17 protein-coding genes and 1 tRNA gene are annotated in these 17,774 nt (G+C 72.9%); 12 read left to right on the top strand and 6 right to left on the bottom strand.

The window, feature by feature from the left end; genetic code table 11:
- Window positions 1-59: 59 nt before the first annotated feature.
- The 7 genes from CKY47_RS04990 to CKY47_RS05020 all read left to right on the top strand — a co-directional run bounded on the left by CKY47_RS04990 (window position 60) and on the right by CKY47_RS05020 (window position 8,683).
- Window positions 60-635 (top strand): hypothetical protein, encoded by a 576-nt coding sequence (locus CKY47_RS04990; RefSeq protein WP_306744394.1) that lies wholly within the window; start codon window positions 60-62, stop codon window positions 633-635.
- A 240-nt stretch (window positions 636-875) separates the two neighbouring features.
- A complete protein-coding gene (locus tag CKY47_RS04995) occupies window positions 876-1,292 on the top strand; it encodes a hypothetical protein (RefSeq protein WP_306744395.1) in 417 nt (138 codons plus the stop codon).
- 146 nt (window positions 1,293-1,438) lie between these two features.
- Window positions 1,439-2,017: a hypothetical protein gene (locus CKY47_RS05000; RefSeq protein WP_306744396.1), complete on the top strand. Its 579-nt coding sequence runs from the start codon at window positions 1,439-1,441 to the stop codon at window positions 2,015-2,017.
- A gap of 127 nt (window positions 2,018-2,144) precedes the next feature.
- Entirely contained in the window at window positions 2,145-4,913 is a 2,769-nt protein-coding gene (gene topA / locus CKY47_RS05005) for a type I DNA topoisomerase (RefSeq protein ID WP_306744397.1), read from the top strand.
- A 23-nt stretch (window positions 4,914-4,936) separates the two neighbouring features.
- Complete coding sequence (locus tag CKY47_RS05010; RefSeq protein WP_306744398.1) at window positions 4,937-5,344, top strand: hypothetical protein; 408 nt, start codon at window positions 4,937-4,939, stop codon at window positions 5,342-5,344.
- An 84-nt stretch (window positions 5,345-5,428) separates the two neighbouring features.
- Window positions 5,429-7,459 (top strand): bifunctional MFS transporter/dTMP kinase, encoded by a 2,031-nt coding sequence (locus tag CKY47_RS05015; RefSeq protein WP_306744399.1) that lies wholly within the window; start codon window positions 5,429-5,431, stop codon window positions 7,457-7,459.
- A 21-nt stretch (window positions 7,460-7,480) separates the two neighbouring features.
- Window positions 7,481-8,683 (top strand): DNA polymerase III subunit delta', encoded by a 1,203-nt coding sequence (locus CKY47_RS05020; RefSeq protein WP_306744400.1) that lies wholly within the window; start codon window positions 7,481-7,483, stop codon window positions 8,681-8,683.
- On the opposite strand, the gene CKY47_RS05025 is transcribed toward CKY47_RS05020, so the two are convergent.
- Window positions 8,661-9,038: a hypothetical protein gene (locus CKY47_RS05025; protein ID WP_306744401.1), complete on the bottom strand. Its 378-nt coding sequence runs from the start codon at window positions 9,036-9,038 to the stop codon at window positions 8,661-8,663. The two genes, CKY47_RS05020 and CKY47_RS05025, sit on opposite strands and share 23 nt — an antisense overlap.
- A gap of 62 nt (window positions 9,039-9,100) precedes the next feature.
- Window positions 9,101-10,696: a hypothetical protein gene (locus CKY47_RS05030; RefSeq protein WP_306744402.1), complete on the bottom strand. Its 1,596-nt coding sequence runs from the start codon at window positions 10,694-10,696 to the stop codon at window positions 9,101-9,103.
- 126 nt (window positions 10,697-10,822) lie between these two features.
- Here CKY47_RS05030 and CKY47_RS05035 point away from each other — a divergent pair.
- Together CKY47_RS05035 and CKY47_RS05040 are read left to right on the top strand one after the other, a co-directional pair.
- Window positions 10,823-10,896, top strand: a tRNA-Thr gene (locus tag CKY47_RS05035).
- A 140-nt stretch (window positions 10,897-11,036) separates the two neighbouring features.
- Window positions 11,037-11,201, top strand: a complete 165-nt coding sequence (locus CKY47_RS05040; RefSeq protein WP_306744403.1) for a hypothetical protein — start codon at window positions 11,037-11,039, stop codon at window positions 11,199-11,201.
- On the opposite strand, the gene CKY47_RS05045 is transcribed toward CKY47_RS05040, so the two are convergent.
- From CKY47_RS05045 to CKY47_RS05055, 3 genes are all read right to left on the bottom strand, one after another.
- Entirely contained in the window at window positions 11,188-12,135 is a 948-nt protein-coding gene (locus CKY47_RS05045; protein ID WP_306744404.1) for a TIGR03617 family F420-dependent LLM class oxidoreductase, read from the bottom strand. The two genes, CKY47_RS05040 and CKY47_RS05045, sit on opposite strands and share 14 nt — an antisense overlap.
- Before the next feature lie 77 nt (window positions 12,136-12,212).
- A complete protein-coding gene (locus CKY47_RS05050) occupies window positions 12,213-12,485 on the bottom strand; it encodes an excalibur calcium-binding domain-containing protein (protein ID WP_306744405.1) in 273 nt (90 codons plus the stop codon).
- A 17-nt stretch (window positions 12,486-12,502) separates the two neighbouring features.
- Window positions 12,503-12,955: a DUF4442 domain-containing protein gene (locus tag CKY47_RS05055; RefSeq protein ID WP_306744406.1), complete on the bottom strand. Its 453-nt coding sequence runs from the start codon at window positions 12,953-12,955 to the stop codon at window positions 12,503-12,505.
- Between the two features lie 129 nt (window positions 12,956-13,084).
- Between CKY47_RS05055 and CKY47_RS05060 the strand changes: the two genes are divergently transcribed.
- Window positions 13,085-13,603 (top strand): MarR family winged helix-turn-helix transcriptional regulator, encoded by a 519-nt coding sequence (locus tag CKY47_RS05060; RefSeq protein WP_306744407.1) that lies wholly within the window; start codon window positions 13,085-13,087, stop codon window positions 13,601-13,603.
- Window positions 13,604-13,607: 4 nt separating this feature from the next.
- The gene (locus tag CKY47_RS05065) at window positions 13,608-15,296 is read left to right on the top strand and encodes an MDR family MFS transporter (protein ID WP_306744408.1); all 1,689 of its coding nucleotides are present in this window, start codon (window positions 13,608-13,610) and stop codon (window positions 15,294-15,296) included.
- Window positions 15,297-15,382: 86 nt separating this feature from the next.
- On the opposite strand, the gene CKY47_RS05070 is transcribed toward CKY47_RS05065, so the two are convergent.
- Window positions 15,383-15,886, bottom strand: coding sequence for an inorganic diphosphatase (locus CKY47_RS05070; protein ID WP_306744409.1), 504 nt, complete (start codon window positions 15,884-15,886; stop codon window positions 15,383-15,385).
- A 114-nt stretch (window positions 15,887-16,000) separates the two neighbouring features.
- Between CKY47_RS05070 and dacB the strand changes: the two genes are divergently transcribed.
- The gene (gene dacB / locus CKY47_RS05075; RefSeq protein ID WP_306744410.1) at window positions 16,001-17,635 is read left to right on the top strand and encodes a D-alanyl-D-alanine carboxypeptidase/D-alanyl-D-alanine endopeptidase; all 1,635 of its coding nucleotides are present in this window, start codon (window positions 16,001-16,003) and stop codon (window positions 17,633-17,635) included.
- The last annotated feature ends 139 nt before the right edge of the window (window positions 17,636-17,774 follow it).

Here is a 17,774-nt window from a genome sequence, read left to right on the forward strand (position 1 = left end):
CCCATTGGTCCGGTCGGGGGCACACTGGGTGCGATGACCGAGATGTTGGGAGCCACTCGATGAGGCTGTCTGTGCTGGTCGCGGTTGCGGTGTTGGCCGCAGGGTGTTCGTCCGGCGGTGGTCCGGGAGCGCCCGCGCCCTCGTCGGCCGACGCCCGGGACAACCCGGCGGTCGCCTACATGGACAAGGTGTGCACCGCGGCGTCCACGTTCGTGACGGCGACCAAGACGCCGCCGCGGCTCGACGCGGGCGACCCGGCCGTGCTCAAGGCCGAGATGGCCGCCTACATGGGGCAGATGGCCGACGCCTACGACCAGACCGCGACCAGGCTGCGGGAGGTCGGGCCGTCGCCGGTGGCCGGTGGGGACGAGCAGGTCGGGGCCATGGCGACGACGTTCACCGACATCGCCAGGAACTTCTCCGACGCCAAGGCCGCGCTGGACGCGGCGGACGCGAACGACCAGACGGGCGGGTTGCAGGCCGCCGGTGACGCCATCGCGCGCCTGGACGCGTTCGTGGAGCCCCTGAAGGCGTTGGACGCGTCGCCCGAGCTGACGGCGGCGGCGGAGAAGGCGGGCGCGTGCCAGGGGCTGCGGAGGTTGACTCCCACGGGTTCGGCGGTACCCACCACGTAGTAGGTTGCTCGGTCTCTTGCCGATTCTTTTGGGGGGATTGTGAAGCATCGTGTCGCGCTCGCGGGCGTTTTCGCCGCTGTGCTCGTGAGCGCTGCGTGCGGTGGTGGGTCCGGGAGTGGCACGGCGGGGTCCACGACAGGGTCCGCCACGTCGACCACCTCGTCGGCGCCGGCGGCCTCGGCCGACCCGGTCGAGTGGACGGGGACGTTCTGCGAGGGCATCGGGCCGACGATCGACGGTGTGATGTCCCTGCTCAAGACCATGTTCGAGGGCGGCGCCGACGACCCGGCCGTGCAGAAGGCCGCGCTGCTCGACTACAGCTCCAAGGCCGCCCCGGCGTTGACCCGGGCGGGCGAGGAGCTGGAGGACCTCGGCGCGCCCACGGCGGAGGCCCAGGCCCTGCACGACGAGCTGGTGAAGTTCTTCACCGAGTCGGGGGAGACGCTCACCGAGGTCAGCACCGACCTGGCCGCGCTGGACCCGGCCGACCCGGAGTTCGCCACGAAGCTGGAGCAGCTGGGCGGGGACCAGGCCGACCCGTCCAAGCTCCAGGAGCAGATCAAGAAGTTGCAGGACGACCCGCAGCTGGGTGAGGCGTTCACGAAGGCGCCCCAGTGCGTGGCCCTCCAGGAGAAGATGGCGTCGCTGGGCGGCTGACGGCGTCCTGCGCCATTCGGTTGAACAACAGCGCCGGCAATCGGGTGAACTGCCGGCGCTGTTGTCGTCGGCGTTCCCGACGGGGGCATCGGTTCAGTCGTTCGGCGACTGGCCGAGGTCGAACGTGTGTTCTACGCTGCTGGGCCGTGGGGCAACTGTCCTTCTTCTCGGCCGAGGCCAGGCAGCCTTGCGTCGGTGACCTGGCCGGCCTGCTGTGCGGGCCCGGCCAGGTGCTGGGGTTCGCGCGCGGTCGGGCGGCCCGGGTGTCGGTCGGGGTGGACAACCGGGCCCGCGCGGCCGCCGTGGAGGCCGCGCTGGGGGAGCGCGGGGTGCAGGCCCGGGTCGAGCTCGTCGAGGAGTCGTTGCAGGTCACCACCGCTTTTCGGACCGACCTGACCGGGTTGGCGGGTCAGTGGCTCGTCGACGGGTGCAAGGCGGTGCCGGACGGGTTCGCGCTGGACGGCGGGGTGCTGCGGTTGTGGGCGCTCGCGTCCGGCCGGTGGATCGAGTCGGGGTACTTCCTGGGCCTGGACCCGGCGGCGCCCGACACGCACGAGGTGTTGCGAAAAGCGTTGGCCACGTCGGGCCTGCCCTCGACACTCTTGGCGGAGAAAGCGGGGGGACCGGCTTTGCGCGTCGTCGGTCGCCGGCGGCTCGAACGGCTCGCGGAGCTGGTCGGACGTGCGCCGCACGGGGTCGCCGAGCGCACTTGGCCGGCTGCGTAGCGCCTCCTCCTGGCGGATGATCAGGCACAGTTGTGTCACCCTGTCCGGACCAGGGCTGCCCCGGCGGCGACAAAGGACAGTGCACACTGGCGGGTCGGGACACAGTGTTCGAAGAGAGCGGGACGGCGTGGCTGGATCGACACGGGCGAAGAAGGCAAGCGGGGGAGCGGCGAGCGGCAATCGGCGGTTGGTGATCGTCGAGTCGCCCGCCAAGGCGCGCAAGATCGCGTCCTACCTCGGCAACGGCTTCGTCGTGGAGTCGTCCAAGGGGCACATCCGGGACCTCCCCCGGGGCGCCGCGGACGTGCCCGCCAAGTACAAGGGGCAGCCGTGGGCGCGGCTGGGCGTGGACGTGGACCACGACTTCGAGCCGCTCTACGTGGTCACGCCGGACAAGAGGTCGACCGTCGCGGAGCTGAAGGAGCTGCTCAAGGGCGTCGACGAGCTGTACCTGGCGACGGACGGCGACCGCGAGGGCGAGGCCATCGCCTGGCACCTGCTGGACACCCTGAAGCCCAAGGTCCCCGTCCGGCGGATGGTGTTCCACGAGATCACCGAGCCCGCCATCCTGGCCGCGGCCGCCAACCCGCGCGACCTGGACCAGGACCTGGTCGACGCGCAGGAGACGCGCCGCATCCTCGACCGGCTGTACGGCTACGAGGTCAGCCCGGTCCTGTGGAAGAAGGTCATGCCGAAGCTCTCGGCGGGCCGCGTGCAGTCCGTGGCGACCCGGATCGTGGTCGAGCGGGAGCGCGAGCGGATGAAGTTCGTGACCGCGTCGTACTGGGACGTGTCGGCGACGATGGACGCGGGGGCCGACGCCTCGCCGCGGACGTTCGCGTCGCGGCTGGTCGCGGTGGACGGGGTGCGGCTGGCGGTCGGTCGCGACTTCGGCTCGGACGGTCGGCTGAAGGCCGGGTCCGAGGTGCGGGTGCTCGACGAGGCGCAGGCGCGGACCATCGCGAACGGCCTGGTCAACGCGTCGATGACGGTGTCCTCGGTCGAGGAGAAGCCGTACACGCGCAAGCCGTACGCGCCGTTCATGACCTCGACCCTCCAGCAGGAGGCCGGGCGCAAGCTGCGCTTCTCGGCCGACCGGACCATGCGCACGGCGCAGAAGCTCTACGAGAACGGCTACATCACCTACATGCGCACCGACAGCACGACGCTGTCGGAGACCGCCATCTCGGCGGCGCGGGCCCAGGCGACGGAGCTGTACGGGTCGCAGTACGTGGCGAGCGCGCCCCGGCAGTACACCCGCAAGGTCAAGAACGCGCAGGAGGCGCACGAGGCCATCCGCCCCGCCGGTGAGGTGTTCCGCACGCCGGGGCAGGTCGCCCGGGAGCTGGAGTCCGACGAGTTCAAGCTCTACGAGCTGATCTGGCAGCGGACCATCGCCTCGCAGATGGCCGACGCGCGGGGCAACACGACGTCCGTGCGGATCACCGGCCGGACCGCCGGGGGCGAGGCCGTCACGTTCGCCTCGTCGGGCCGGACGATCACGTTCGCGGGCTTCCTCAAGGCGTACGTGGAGACGGTGGACTCGGAGGCGGGCGGCGAGTCCGACGACGCCGAGTCGCGCCTCCCGCAGCTGGTCAAGGACCAGGTCGTGCAGGCGGCCGAGCTGTCGGCGGACGGGCACTCGACGTCGCCCCCGCCGCGCTTCACCGAGGCGTCGCTGATCAAGACGATGGAGGAGCTGGGGATCGGGCGGCCCTCGACGTACGCCTCGATCATCAGCACCGTGCAGGACCGCGGTTACGTGTGGAAGAAGGGCTCGGCGCTCGTGCCCTCGTGGGTGGCGTTCGCCGTGGTCGGGCTGCTGGAGCAGCACTTCGGCCGGCTGGTCGACTACGACTTCACGGCCGCGCTGGAGGACGAGCTGGACGGCATCGCCGCCGGCCGGCAGGAGCGCACGACCTGGTTGTCCGGGTTCTACTTCGGCGGGAACGTGGGGCCGGAGTCGTCCGTGGGGCGGTCCGGTGGGCTGAAGAAGCTGGTCGGGTCGAGCGTCGAGGAGATCGACGCCCGCGAGGTCAACTCGATCCCGCTGTTCGCCGACGACGAGGGGCGGACCGTGGTGGTCCGGGTCGGCCGGTACGGGCCGTACCTGGAGCGCGAGGTCGGCGGTCCCGACGGCGAGGTCACCGCGCAGCGGGCGAACCTGCCCGACGACCTGCCGCCGGACGAGCTGGACCGGGAGGTCGCGGAGAAGCTGTTCTCCACCCCGCAGGAGGGTCGCTCGCTCGGGGTCGACCCGGTCAGCGGGCACGAGATCGTGGCCAAGGAGGGCCGCTTCGGGCCGTACGTGACCGAGGTGCTGCCGGAGCCGCCGGACGGCAAGAAGGCGGTCAAGCCGAGGACGGGCTCGCTGTTCAAGTCCATGTCCCTGGACTCGGTGACGCTGGACGACGCGCTCCGGCTGCTGTCGCTGCCGAGGGTGGTCGGCAAGGACCCGGAGACCGGCGCCGAGATCACCGCGCAGAACGGCCGCTACGGCCCGTACCTGAAGAAGGGCACCGACTCGCGGTCGCTGACCGGCGAGGACCAGCTGTTCACGGTGACCCTGGACGAGGCGCTGAAGATCTACGCGGAGCCGAAGAAGCGGGGTCGGGCCGCCGCCGCGCCGCCGCTGAAGGAGCTGGGCGAGGACCCGGTGTCCGGCAAGCCGATGGTGGTCAAGGAGGGCCGGTTCGGCCCGTACGTGACGGACGGCGAGACCAACGCGTCGCTGCGCAAGTCCGACAGCGTCGAGGGCCTGTCCGACGAGCGGGCCTCCGAGCTGCTGGCCGAGAAGCGGGCCAAGGGGCCCGCGCCGAAGAAGAAGGCGCCCGCGAAGAAGGCCCCGGCCAGGAAGGCGCCCGCGAAGAAGGCACCGGCGAAGGCGAAGGGCTGACGGAGCCCTGGTGGGGGGTGGCGGTGGACGGCGTCGAGTTCGGACCCGACGGGACGGGGGAGCCGCCGCCCCCGCGCCTGTTCACCGACCCCCTGGCGGGGTTGGTGACCGGTGAGGCGGTGCTCCGGCCGGAGGCCGTGACGCCGGTCGTGGTGCCACCCCCGGTGGTGCCTCCTGCGGTGGTGCCCCCCGGGGTGGTGCGACCGTCGGCCGTGGTGGCGGCCCCGGTCGTGCGGCGGGCGCGGCGGGCCCCGGCCACCGGCGGGCGGGCGCCCGTGGTGCACGCGCCGCCGGGGCGGGCCCGGGTGGGCGCGGGGGAGAAGGGCCGGGGCGGGCTGGTCGCGTTCCTGGTCGTGCTCGGTGGGCTCGGCGCGCTGCTGTTCCCGGTGGTGCGTGCGATCATCGACGCCGTGGTCGACCTGTTCCGATGATCTCGCTTCGGTCACCCGAATGGTGGAGGGGGTCATCCGGGTGAACTGCCCCGGCTAACCTGATGGCCTGCAACAACGGCGGGGGTGAGCACCATCCGAGAAGGCGGCACAGCTGCTTCGACCAGCCACCGGATTCGCAGCGTGTTGGCGATCCGGCCGTTCCGCAGGCTCTGGGGTGTCACCTACCTGTGCAGCGTCGGTGACTGGCTGTCATTGCTGGCGTTGACCGGCCTGGTCACGAAGCTGATGGACAGCTACCAGTGGCAGAACTTCTCGCTGAGCCTGGTGGTGCTGACGCAGCTGCTCCCGGGCATCCTGTTCGCCCCCCTGGGCGGCGTCCTGGCGGACCGGTTCGACCGGCGCAAGATCATGATGGTGTGCGACCTGCTCCGCGGCGGGCTGTTCATCTCGATCGCGCTGGTCGGCACGGCGTGGTGGCTGTTCGTCGCGAACTTCCTCGTCGGCTGCTGCGCGATGCTCTGGATCCCCGCCAAGGACTCGGCTGTGCCGAACCTGCTGCGCAGGCCCGACCAGGTGGAGACGGCCAACCAGCTCGGCCTGGTGATGACCTACGGCATCTCGGTGATCTCCGGCGCGGGCCTGTACTCGATCATCTCCGGCATCCCCGGCTACCTGCACCTCCAGAGCACCGACCTGGACTTCCGGATCGCGACCATCGCGGTCATGGTCAACGGCGCGCTGTACGTGACCTCGGCCATCCTGGTGGCGACCCGCATCCCCGAGCTGTCGGGCCGCATCGCGACCGCCAACAGGCGGCGGCGCGAGCAGGGCGAGGCACCCGGGTTCTTCGCCATGATGAGCGACGGCATGAAGTACGCCGGCCGCACGCCGCTGGTCCGCGGCCTGGTCGTCGGCATGATCGGCGCGTTCGCGGCGGCCGGCGCGGTGATCGGCACGGCCAAGACGTACTCGAACTCGCTGCTCGGCGGCGACTCGACGTTCGGCCTGCTGTTCGTGGCCGTGTTCGCGGGCCTCGCGGTCGGCATGGCGACGGCGCCCCGGATGGCGCGCCGGCTGTCCTACGAACGGCTGTTCGGCGTCACGATCGTGGTCGCCGGCCTGAGCCTGGTGCTGGTCGCCTTCGCGCCGCACCTGTGGGTCGCGCTGATCGCGGTGGCGTTCGTGGGCGCGTCGGCGGGCATGGCGTTCCTGACCGGCCTGACGATCATCGGCTCGCGGGTCGAGGACGCGATGCGCGGCCGGGTCGTGGCGCTGGTGCAGACGCTGCTCAAGGTGGTGCTGTTCGCGTCCTCCGCGGCGGCCCCGCTGCTGGTCACGCTGGTGAAGACGCGCACGGTCACGGTCTTCGACCACCCGATGCAGGTGGACGGGACGCGGCCGGTGATGTTCGGCGCCGGCCTGCTGGCCGCCCTGCTCGGGCTGATCGCCTACCGGCAGATGGACGACCGGCGCTCCGAGCCGATCCTGTCCGACCTGATGGCGGCGCTGCGGGGGCGCGGGCGGCGCAAGGGCGGCGTGCTGATCGCCGTCGAGGGCTACACGCGGCAGGACACGGCGGCGCAGGCGCGGCGGTTGGCCGACGCGCTGCGGGAGGACGGGCGGCAGGTGCTGCTGGCCTCCGACCCCGACCTGGACGAGCAGCGGCTGCGCAACCTGCTGACCACGGCCGACCTCGCCGGGGTGCGGGCGCACGCCCTGGTCGCCGCCGCGGTGCGCGCGGACGTGGTCGAGCGCGAGGTGCGACCGGCGCTGGACGAGGGCGCGATCGTCGTCATGGAGCGGTACGTGGACAGCCCGTTGGCGCACTTCAGCGCGGCCGGCAGCGTCGAGCCCCGGGAGATCGAGGGCCTGGTCGACTGGGCCACCGGGCGGCTGCGGCCGGACGTGACGGTGCTGCTGGACCGCACGCCCGCCGAGGGCCGCGCGTCGGGCGGGGCGCTGGAGACCGTCGAGCACCACTGGCGGGTGCAGCGGCTGCTGACCGAGATGGCGTCCGCCGATCCCGAGCGGTACCTGGTGGTCGACGGCGACGGCACCGAGGACGAGGTGGCCGAGCGGGTGTCGTCGGCGCTGCTGCCCCTGCTGTCGAGGCGGGCCGGGACGGTGTCGCGGCCGGTGGCGGAAACGTCGTAGCGGCTCGGTACGGTCGGCGCCGTGAACCGTGGTGGTGCTTGGGCGGGTGTCGTCGGTCAGCCCGAGGCGGTCGCCGTGCTGTCGGCGGCCGCGGAGGCCGCTGCCTCGATCGTGGCGGGCGGCACGCCCGCGCCGGGCGCGATGACGCACGCCTGGCTGTTCACCGGCCCGCCCGGGTCGGGCCGGTCGGTCGCCGCGCGGGCGTTCGCGGCGGCGCTCCAGTGCACGACCACCGACGACCGGCCGGGCTGCGGCACGTGCGCCGGGTGCCACACCGCGCTGGCCGGGACGCACTCCGACGTGCGGGTGGTCGCCCCCGAGGGCCTGTCGATCTCGGTGGGCGACATGCGGGCGCTGGTGCAGGTGTCCGCGCGGCGGCCCACGACCGGGCGCTGGCAGGTGGTGATCATCGCCGATGCCGACCGGTTGACCGAGGGCGCGGCGAACGCGCTGCTCAAGGCCGTGGAGGAGCCGCCGGCGCGCACGGTGTTCCTGCTGTGCGCCCCGTCTGGCCACCCGGACGACGTGTCGGTGACCATCCGGTCCCGGTGCCGCGTCGTGTCCCTGGGCACGCCCCGGCCGGCGGCCATCGCGTCGGCGCTGGAGGACGAGGGCGTCGCGCCGGACGTGGCGTCGTGGGCCGCGTCGGTGTGCGGCGGGAACGTGGGGCGGGCGCGGCGGCTGGCGACCGAGGGGACCGCGCGGGAGCGGCGCGAGTCGGTGCTGCGCATCCCGCTGGCGCTGAAGCGCCCGGCGGACGTCTTCACCTGCGCCGACCAGCTCGTGTCGGCCGCCGAGGGTGACGCGCTGACCGCGACCGAGGGCCGCGACGTGGCCGAGCGGGAGGCGCTGGAGACGGCGATGGGCGCGGGTGGCACCGGCAAGGGCACCGCGGCGGCCACCCGGGGGGCCAAGGGCGCGCTGAAGGACCTGGAGAAGCGCCAGAAGTCGCGGGCCACCCGCACGCAGCGCGACTCGCTGGACCAGGCGTTGGTCGACCTGGCCGCGTTCTACCGGGACGTGCTGGTCACCGCGACGGGCGCGGCGGCGACGCTCAACCACCCGGACCGGGCCGGTGACGTGCGCACGGCCGCGTCGTCGTGGACGCCGGAGTCCACCCTGCGCCGGCTGGAGGCAGTGCTGGGCTGCCGCACCGCGCTGGAGCGCAACGTGAAGCCGAGGATCGCCGTGGAGGCGATGCTCACGCACCTCCAGCGGGGCTGACGGGCAGGCCCGCCGAGCGGACCGCGGCGGTCACGGCGGCCGTCGCCCGGTGCAGGGTGGCGACCGACCCCTCGGACAGCCGCACCCGTTCCGGGACGGCGAACCGCAGCGACACGGTGTGCGCGCCGCGGTGGTCGATCGAGAACAGCATGGACAGGTCGCCGCCCGCGTCGGTGCGCAGGTCGTACTCGAACGTGACGTCCGAGTCGGTCCCGTCCTCGCGGTACGCGCTGCCCGCGACGGCCCAGCCCGCTGCGGTCAGCTCGTCCCAGGCGGTCTGGAACGCGGTGGCGTGGATCGCCTGGAGCGGCTCGGGGCCGTCGGTCGAGACCAGCGTCAGGTCGGGCGTGGTCATCGGATGCCTCCGGGCGTGGCGGAATCCCCCGACGGTGTGCTTCTCGGCTGGTGCCGGGTCCGTTACAAAGGGCTGCTCCAAGTCCTGCCGGAACCGCCGCGCGCCTTCCCGCGCCGCCCGTTCGGCAGCGCGGCCACCAGGACGACGCCGAGCATCAGCAGGGCGGTACCGGTCCAGAAGATCGGTACCGTCTTGTACGCCGCGCTCGTGTAGGCCAGTTGCGGCGTGCCCGGCGCCGGTCCGGCCTGGGCGCCGCCACCGGGCCGGGCGGGCGGCGCGGCGCACACCACGCCGCCGGCCGGGGCGGCCGCGCGCACGATCTGCTCACCCAGGGACACCTGCGCCAGCGCCGAAGGCAGGTTCGGCAGCCCGAGCGCGTCGGTCGGGAGCAGCTGGAGGTCGAGCAGGCGCGCGGTCGCCCCGAGCATGAACCCCTTCACCACGGGGCCGCCCTGCTGGAGCGGGCCGTCGACGGCCTGCCCCTTCTGGTTGAGCTGGCCGACCTGGAGCCGCAGGACGCCGATGTCGAGCCTGGGCAGCGCGTCCGTCAGGCCGCCGACCAAGGGGAGCCGCTGCCCGCCGGCGACGCTGATCGGCACGTCGAGCTTCGGGTTGGCCGCGTCGATCGTGCCCAGCTCCCGGCCGCCCTGGCCGACCCGGAGCACGGGCGCGGTGTACTCGACCCTCGAGGTGGCCTCGTCACCGGTGGACAGGGCGGTCAGCACGGGCGGGCTCACCACGTCGACCCGGATCTCGGCGGGGGTGCCCTCGAGCAGCCGCAGGCTCGCGACCTGGAGCGTGGACGTGGACTTCACGGCCTTGTTGGCGCTGCCGGGGAGGTCCACGACCTCGACGGTGGAGCGGGCGCTCATCGTCTCCGGGAGGCTCAGCAGCGACCCGGTGGCGCCCGTGTCGGGCGTGCCGGAGAGCAGGCCGCCGAGCCGGCTGAGCGGCCCGGCCAGGCCCTTGACGGCGTCGATCAGCGACTGCTTCGCGGCGGCGTCGAGCTTCGGCGTGTCCTGGGTGAGCATGCCGGTCAGGTCGGTGGCGCCGGGCAGCGTCGGGATGGCGTTGAGCACGCTGAGGCTCGCCACCGAGGTCCGGGCGTCCGCCAGGGGGCTCACGCACGGACCGAGCTCGTCGTCCCAGCGGGCGTGCGCCGAGCCGTCGAGGAGGCCCACCCCGAGCAGCGCGTCCAGCGGCGTGGCGGGCGGCGTGAGACCTCCCGCGACCGGCTCGGCGTTGTCCGGCGACGCGGTCTGCACGAGCGTGCCCGGCGTCTGCGGCGCCCGGCCCTGCACGGCGAAGCCCAGCGGCGACGCCTGTGCCACCGACCGCTCGTAGCTCAGGAACGCCTCGCTGTTGACCTGGGCGCCGGCCAGCCCCACCCCGATCTCCGCCGCCGACTGCCTGGGCAGCTGCTCGCCGAAGCCGGGCAGGATCGAGCCGGCCGGCGCCGACTCGGGCGCGAGCCGCACCACGGCCAACCCGGTGCCCGCGTCGCCGACCGCGTGGGTCGTGAGCTCCGGCCCGGCGGACGCGGGGGGCTGACCGGGGTCGTTCGGGCCCGGCACGGGGGTGGTCGTCGGCTGCGCGGACGCGGGGGAGGCGGCGAGCGCGACCAGGATGGCGGCGGCGGGCAGGGCCGTCAGGCGCATGTGGTCGTACCTCCCGGTGGTGGCGGCGGCATCGCGCGACGCCCTGTGGGCGGCGTCACGACGCGTTCAACGACCCGACCCCCGGTCAGGTGACGGTGCCGGCGTGGGCTATAGTTGTCGCGTCTCGCCGCCTTAGCTCAGTCGGCCAGAGCGGCTCACTCGTAATGAGCAGGTCGTCGGTTCGATTCCGACAGGCGGCTCGCGAGATCAGGAGGCCCCGGACCCCGGTCCGGGGCCTTCTTCGTCATCAGTGCTCTGATACTGCTCCATCAGGGTGACGTTTCCACCATCGGCGTCAGCTGTGGGTGAGGGTGTCGTTGCCACCGTGGAGGTGATGCCGATGGGTGCGATGGTCCTGATGACGGTTCTCGCGCTGCCGCTCGTGGTGCTCGCGGCGCGGGTGGGGCGACGTCGCTGGGTGCGGTGTTCCGTCCGGCGGCGTACCGGGCTGTTCCGGCACTGGACGCTGGACGAGCCCAGCGGACGTCACCTCATCCGGCCCTGAGGACCGGTGCGGCCACGCGGGTGACCACGTCGCCGTAGCGGCGGGTCAGCTCGGCGCGGGCCTCGGCCGGCGTGCCGACGACGGCGAAGGCGTGCAGCACCTCGTCGGTCACCAGGCCGGCCATGTCGTCCCAGCGGGAGCGGCGGGACAGGCGGTGCAGCTCCTCGTGCAGGTCGCCCCAGCCGTGCAGGTCGAGGACCTTGCGGTACGACGGGGTCGAGCCGTAGAACGCGATCCGCCGCCGCACCGCCGCCACGTCCTCGTCGGTGCACGCCACCAGCGACGGACCGCTGATCCCGAGGCCCGCGAGCGGCTTGCCGGCGCGTGCCCGGCCCCGGCTCAGGGCGGGGAGGGTCACCTCGCGCAGGTACCGCTCGGTGGTGAAGTCGTGGCACAGGAAGCCGTCGGCCACCTCGCCCGCCACCTCGGTCATCAGCGCGCCGACGCCCGCCAGCCAGACCGGCGGCGCGCCGTGCGGGTTGGGTCCGGGGTCGAAGAACGGGGTCATGAGCGTGTGCGCGTAGAACTCGCCCCGGAACCGCAGGCGCTCGCCGGTGGCCCAGCTGTGCCAGATCGCGCGGACCGCCAGCACGAACTCGCGCATCCGCGCCGCCGGGTGCGACCACGGCATGCCGAACCGCTTGGTCACGTGCGGTTCGACCTGGGAGCCCAGGCCCAGCTGGAAGCGCCCGCCCGAGAGCAGTTGGAGGTCGTTGGCCTGCACGGCCACCGTCATCGGGTTGCGGGCGAACGCCACCGCGATGGCGGTGCCCAGGTCCAGGTCGACGGTCCCCGCGACGCGGGACAGCGCGACGAACGGGTCGTGCTTGGTCTCGGCGACCCAGAACCCGTCGCAACCGGCCGCCGCGGTCTCCCGCGCGGCGTCCAGGACCGTGCGCGGGTCGGGTTCGATCACCAGGCGGTCGACCTTCATGCCGCGCACGCTAGTCGGCGGGGGGACCCGCGGGATCGCGCCGGCCCTCGGACGCCGGCGCGTCACCCGTGGCACGGCTACTCGCAGGCCACGCCGTCGCCGTCGCGGTCCAGCGCGGACCGGTAGCCCGGCTGCCCGGCGTACAGGGGGGCGGCTCCGGCCGCCCTGGCCGCGGCGCAGTTCGCGTAGTGGGCGGCGTTCGCGGGCGGGTCGGGCCGGGGCGCCGGCTGCGGGGCGGGCTCGGGCGCCGGCGGCACGGGCGCGGGAGCCCGCGGCGGCACGGGGGCCGGTGCGGGTGCGACCACGTCCGCGCCCGAGCACGGCGCGCCCCACAGCCCGACCCGTGTCACACGAGGTGACGGGCCGGTCACCGGTTGGGGCGCAACGTCCAGACGACGGTCATCTCGCCGGTCGTGACGCCCTCGGCGTCGGTGATGGTCACGTCCACCGGGAACTCCGGCCGGGTGCCCGACTCCAACTCGGCCACCACGTCCGCCGCGGGGCGGCCCAGGACGGCCTCGGCGCGCAGCACGCCCAGCGCGAGCTTCCGGTAGGCGATCTCCGACCGCACGACCAGCGGCGTGGCCTTGGCCAGGTGCTCCGCGAACGCGGCCATGACGACCGCGCCCGAGGCGGTCTCCGCGACGCCGAACATCATCGCGGCGTGCGGGCCGCCGACGTGGTTGCGCAGCTCCTCGCGGTCGGGCAGTTCGGCGACCACGCGGTCGCCGGCGACCTCCGGGAACTCCACGCCCGAGGTCTTGACCCACGGCACGGCCTGCTTCATCGCGTCGGCGACGAACGAGTGGTCAGCGCTCACGCGGGTCACCTTACTCGCGGGTAACCCCTGAGACGCCGGTCACCGGTATTCCGTTTGCGACAACGCCGCCCCAGGGTCCATGCTTGTACTCAGCAACTAGTTGGTTGGTGCAAGCAAACGGAGTGTGCCATGGTCGTGCCAGTCGGGGGCGAAGTGTCGGTCGAGGACGACCTGGTCGTGGCCGATCGGCTGGGCACGGCGCTGGTGCGCATGAACAGGATGCACGCCTGCGTCTCGTCGCACATGAGCAAGTCGGGCATGGACAAGGCGTCGTTCGTCCTGCTCGCGACGCTGAGCCGGCTCGGGCCCGCGCGGTCGAGCGCCCTCGCCGAAGCGGTCTTCTCCGATCCGTCCACGGTCAGCCGCCAGGTGGCGACGCTGGTCAAGGAGGGACTGGTCGAGCGCCGCGCGGACCCCGAGGACGGCCGCGCCAGCGTGCTGGCCGTGACCGACGCGGGCGGACACCTGCTGGACGAACGCCGGCGGCAGCGCAACCAGGCGCTCGTCCGGCTCTTCGCGGACTGGGAGCCGCAGGACCGGCTCCGGTTCATCGAGTACTTCGAGCGCTTCGTGGGGGACTACGAGAAGGCGCTGCCGCATTTCATCGCTGAGAGCGGACTGGGGCCGCGCTCAGAAGGGGAGAAGTGACCTGATGTCGGAAACGACGACCCGAGCGGACGCGCCGCCACCCGGCGCCGCCCTGCTCACCCACCGGCAGATCCTGACGATCCTGTCGGGCCTCCTGCTGGGCATGTTCCTGGCCGCGCTCGACCAGATGATCGTGGCCACGGCCATGAAGACCATCGCGGACGAGCTGCACGGCCAGACCCTCCAGGCGTGGGCGACCACCGCCTACCTGATCACCGCGACGATCTCCACGCCGCTGTACGGCAAGCTGTCCGACATCTACGGCCGCAAGCCGATGTACCTGACCGCGATCTCGCTGTTCCTGGTCGGCTCGCTGCTGTGCGGCATCGCGGACACGATGTACGAGCTGGCCGCGTTCCGCGCGGTGCAGGGCCTCGGCGCCGGCGGTCTGATGTCGCTGGCCATGGCGATCCTCGCGGACATCACCTCACCGCGCGAGCGCAGCCGCTACGCCGGCTACTTCATGGCCGTGTTCGGTGTCTCCAGCGTCGCGGGCCCGGTCGTCGGCGGCCTGTTCGCCGGCATGGAGTCCTTCCTCGGCACGGCCGGCTGGCGCTGGGTGTTCCTGGTCAACGTGCCGGTCGCGCTGATCGCGCTGGCCGTCGTGGCGAAGGTGCTGAACATCCCGCACAAGCGGGTGAACCACCGGATCGACTTCCTCGGCGCGGGCCTGCTCACCGTCGGCCTGGTGCCGCTGCTGATCGTGGCCGAGCAGGGCCGCGAGTGGGGCTGGGCCTCGCCCGCCACCCTCGCGCTGTGCGCCGTCGGCGTCCTCGGCCTGGCCGGGTTCGTGTGGGCCGAGAAGCGCATGGGCGACGAGGCGCTGCTGCCGCTGCGCCTGTTCAGGCGCCGGACGTTCTCGCTGGGCAACGCGGTCAACTTCCTGCTCGGCCTCGGCATGTTCGGCGGCATGGTGTCGCTGCCGCTGTACCTCCAGATCGTGAAGGGGTACTCGGCCACCGAGTCCGGCCTGATGATGCTGCCGATGACGCTCGGCATCATGACGGCGGCGGGCACGAGCGGCAGCATCACCGCGAGGACCGGCCGCTACAAGGTCTTCCCGGTCGTCGGGTTCGGCGTGATGACCGCGGCGCTGTTCGCGTTCGGCTTCGTCGGCACCGACACGCCGCTGTACGCGCCGCTGGTCCTGATGTTCTTCCTGGGCATCGGCGTCGGCCTGAGCATGCAGACCCTGCTGGTGGCGATCCAGAACGACGCCGAGCCGCGCGACATGGGCGTGGCGACCGCCTCGGCCACGTTCTTCCGGCAGATCGGCGGCACGGTCGGCACCGCGGTGTTCCTGTCCATCCTGTTCAGCACGGTCGGCGACAGGATCGGCGACGCGCTGCGCGCGGCGTTCACCCGGCCCGACTTCCAGGCGGCGCTGGCGCGGCCCGAGAACCAGGCGTTCGCGGGCGCGCTGCAGAGCGGCCAGGGCTTCGACCTGGACAACACCGAGTTCCTGTCGACCCTCGACCCGGCGCTGGCGCGGCCGTTCCTGGACGGCTTCTCCGGCTCCATCGACCTGGTGTTCCTGGTCGGCTCGTGCGTGACGCTGGTCGGCTTCGCGATCATCTGGTTCCTGCGCGAGCTCCCGCTGTCGAACCGGTCCGGCCTGGAGCGGGTCAAGGACGGCGAGGACGCGGCGGCCGCCGAGGACGCCGAACGGCCCGCGTCCATCGCGATGCACTGACCACGGCGCACTGATCGCGGTCACCGATCGGGTGAAAATGAAGAGGCCCACCCCTGCGGGGGTGGGCCTCTCGCCGTTCACGCTTTTCAGTGATCTTCGCCGCGGGCGACCGCGTCCTTCAGGCGCTGGTAGGAGCGGACGATCTCCGCCTCGGCCTCGGTGCGGCCGACCCAGGTGGCGCCCTCGACGCTCTTGCCCGGCTCCAGGTCCTTGTAGACCTCGAAGAAGTGCTGGATCTCCAGCCGGTAGAACTCGCTCAGGTGGTGGATGTCGCGCAGGTGCTCCGAGCGCGGGTCCTCCGCCGGGACGCAGAGCAGCTTGTCGTCGCCGCCCTTCTCGTCGGTCATCCGGAACATGCCGATGGCGCGGGAGCGGATGAGGCAGCCCGGGAACGTCGGCTCCTGGACCAGGACCAGCGCGTCGAGCGGGTCGCCGTCCTCGCCCAGCGTGTCGTCGACGAACCCGTAGTCCGCCGGGTACTGAGTGGCCGTGAACAGGGTGCGGTCCAGTCGGATGCGCCCCGTCTTGTGATCCATCTCGTACTTGTTGCGGACCCCCTTGGGGATCTCGATGGTGACGTCGAACTCCACTGCGCGGTCCTCGCTCGTCTTCGCCGTTCGTTACGCCACTAGTGTGGACTACGACGTCTCGTCAACCCTTTGCCCCTGGTGTGACGTTGCCCGTACTCGACTGCGGAGGATTGCGTGCCCGACGAGCCATCGTGGCCGACCGTCGACGGCGACGAGGTGCCGCGCGAGCCGCCGACGGTGCAGGTCAGGCGTCCCGACCCGCCGACCATGCGCATCCCGGCGCCCGTGCCGCCACCGCCCGCGGCGGTTCCGCCGAGGCCCGCCGCACCGACGCCGCGCCCCCCGCGCGAGCGGCCGACCGAGATCAAGTCGGAACCTGAACCGGTTCCTGAACCGATCACGGAAAGTGAAGGGGCGTCGCCTGCCGCGCCGCCCGCCAAGCGGCGCAAGCGGCTGTACGCGCTCGCGCTCGCCGCGCTGCTCGTGCCGGCGCTGGCCGGCACCGCCGTCGTCGGCGCGCAGCGGGGCTGGTTCGACCGCACGCCCGCCGCGACGACCGCCGCCGCGCCGCCGCCCGCCCCCGTGGCGCTGTCCGTCAAGGGCATCGGCGCGGACGGCGCCGCGCCCACCGCGGCCGGGGTGGAGGCCGCGTTGACCGGACCGGCGGCCAACCCGCTGCTGGCCCCCCTGACGGGGGTCGTGGTGGACCCGGGCACCGGGCAGGCGCTGTGGAACCAGGGCGAGAAGACCCCGGCCACGCCCGCGTCCACCACCAAGGTGCTGGTCTCGGCCGCCGCGCTGCTCTCGCTCGACCACACCGCGCAGTTCTCGACCAAGGTGGTGCGGGGGGCGCAGCCGGGCACCGTCGTGCTGGTCGGCGGCGGCGACCCGACGCTCTCCTCGCTGCCCGTCGGCGACACCACCGTGTACCCCGGCGCGCCGACGCTGGACGAGCTGGTCGCGCAGGTCAAGGCGACCGGTCCCGTCACGCAGGTGCTGTTCGACGCGTCGCGGTACACCGGTGAGGGCCTCGCGCCCGGCTGGGCACCCGGCGACGTGCCGGACGGGTACGTGTCGCCGATCCAGCCGGTGATGCTCGACGGCGGTCGCGGCAACCCGAAGCTCCTCGACACGCGGCGCACGTCCACGCCCGCCGCCGACGCGGCGTCCGCGCTGGCCCAGCGGCTGGGCGTGACCGCCCCCGTCGCGCCGGGCACGGCGGCGGCCGGGGCCGAGGTGCTGGGCGAGGTGAAGTCCGCGCCGGTGGACCGGCTGGTCGAGAACCTGATGCAGAACTCGGACAACGTGCTGGCCGAGACGATGGCGCGGGAGATCGCCATCGCGCGGGGCGCGGAGCCGTCGTTCGCGGGTGGCGCGCAGGCCGTGCGGGACGTGCTGACGCAGCACGGGTTCGACCTGGCCACGGCGGTGTTCGTGGACGGCAGCGGCCTGTCGCCGAACAACAAGCTGCCCGCGGAGCTGCTCGCCGACATCCTCACCGCGGCGGCCAAGCCCGACGCGTCCGACGAGCGCACGGCCAAGCTCCGACCGCTGCTCACGGCCCTGCCGGTCGCGGGCGGCAGCGGCACCCTGGCGAGCCGCTTCCAGGAGGCCGGCGCGTCCGCGAAGGGGTGGGCGCGGGGCAAGACGGGCACGTTGAGCGGGGTGCACTCGCTGGCCGGCGTGGTGGTCGACGCGGACGGCCGGCTGGTGGTGTTCGCGTTCATGTCCCAGAGCACGCAGAGCGGCGACGCCGTGCGCGGCGCCCTGGACGAGATGGTCGCCGCCCTGCGCGCCTGCGGCTGCTGACCGGACGTCCCAGGTCCCGAGAGTCCAACGCCCAGGCCTCGCGAGTCGTACGTTCAGGTCGCGCGAGTCGTACGTTCAGGCCCCATGAGTTCCACGTTCAGGACCGTGCCTGATCGTCAGGGGGCCTGAACGTGGAACT

This window comes from Saccharothrix longispora (assembly GCF_030852425.1).
GTDB lineage: Bacteria > Actinomycetota > Actinomycetes > Mycobacteriales > Pseudonocardiaceae > Actinosynnema > Actinosynnema longispora.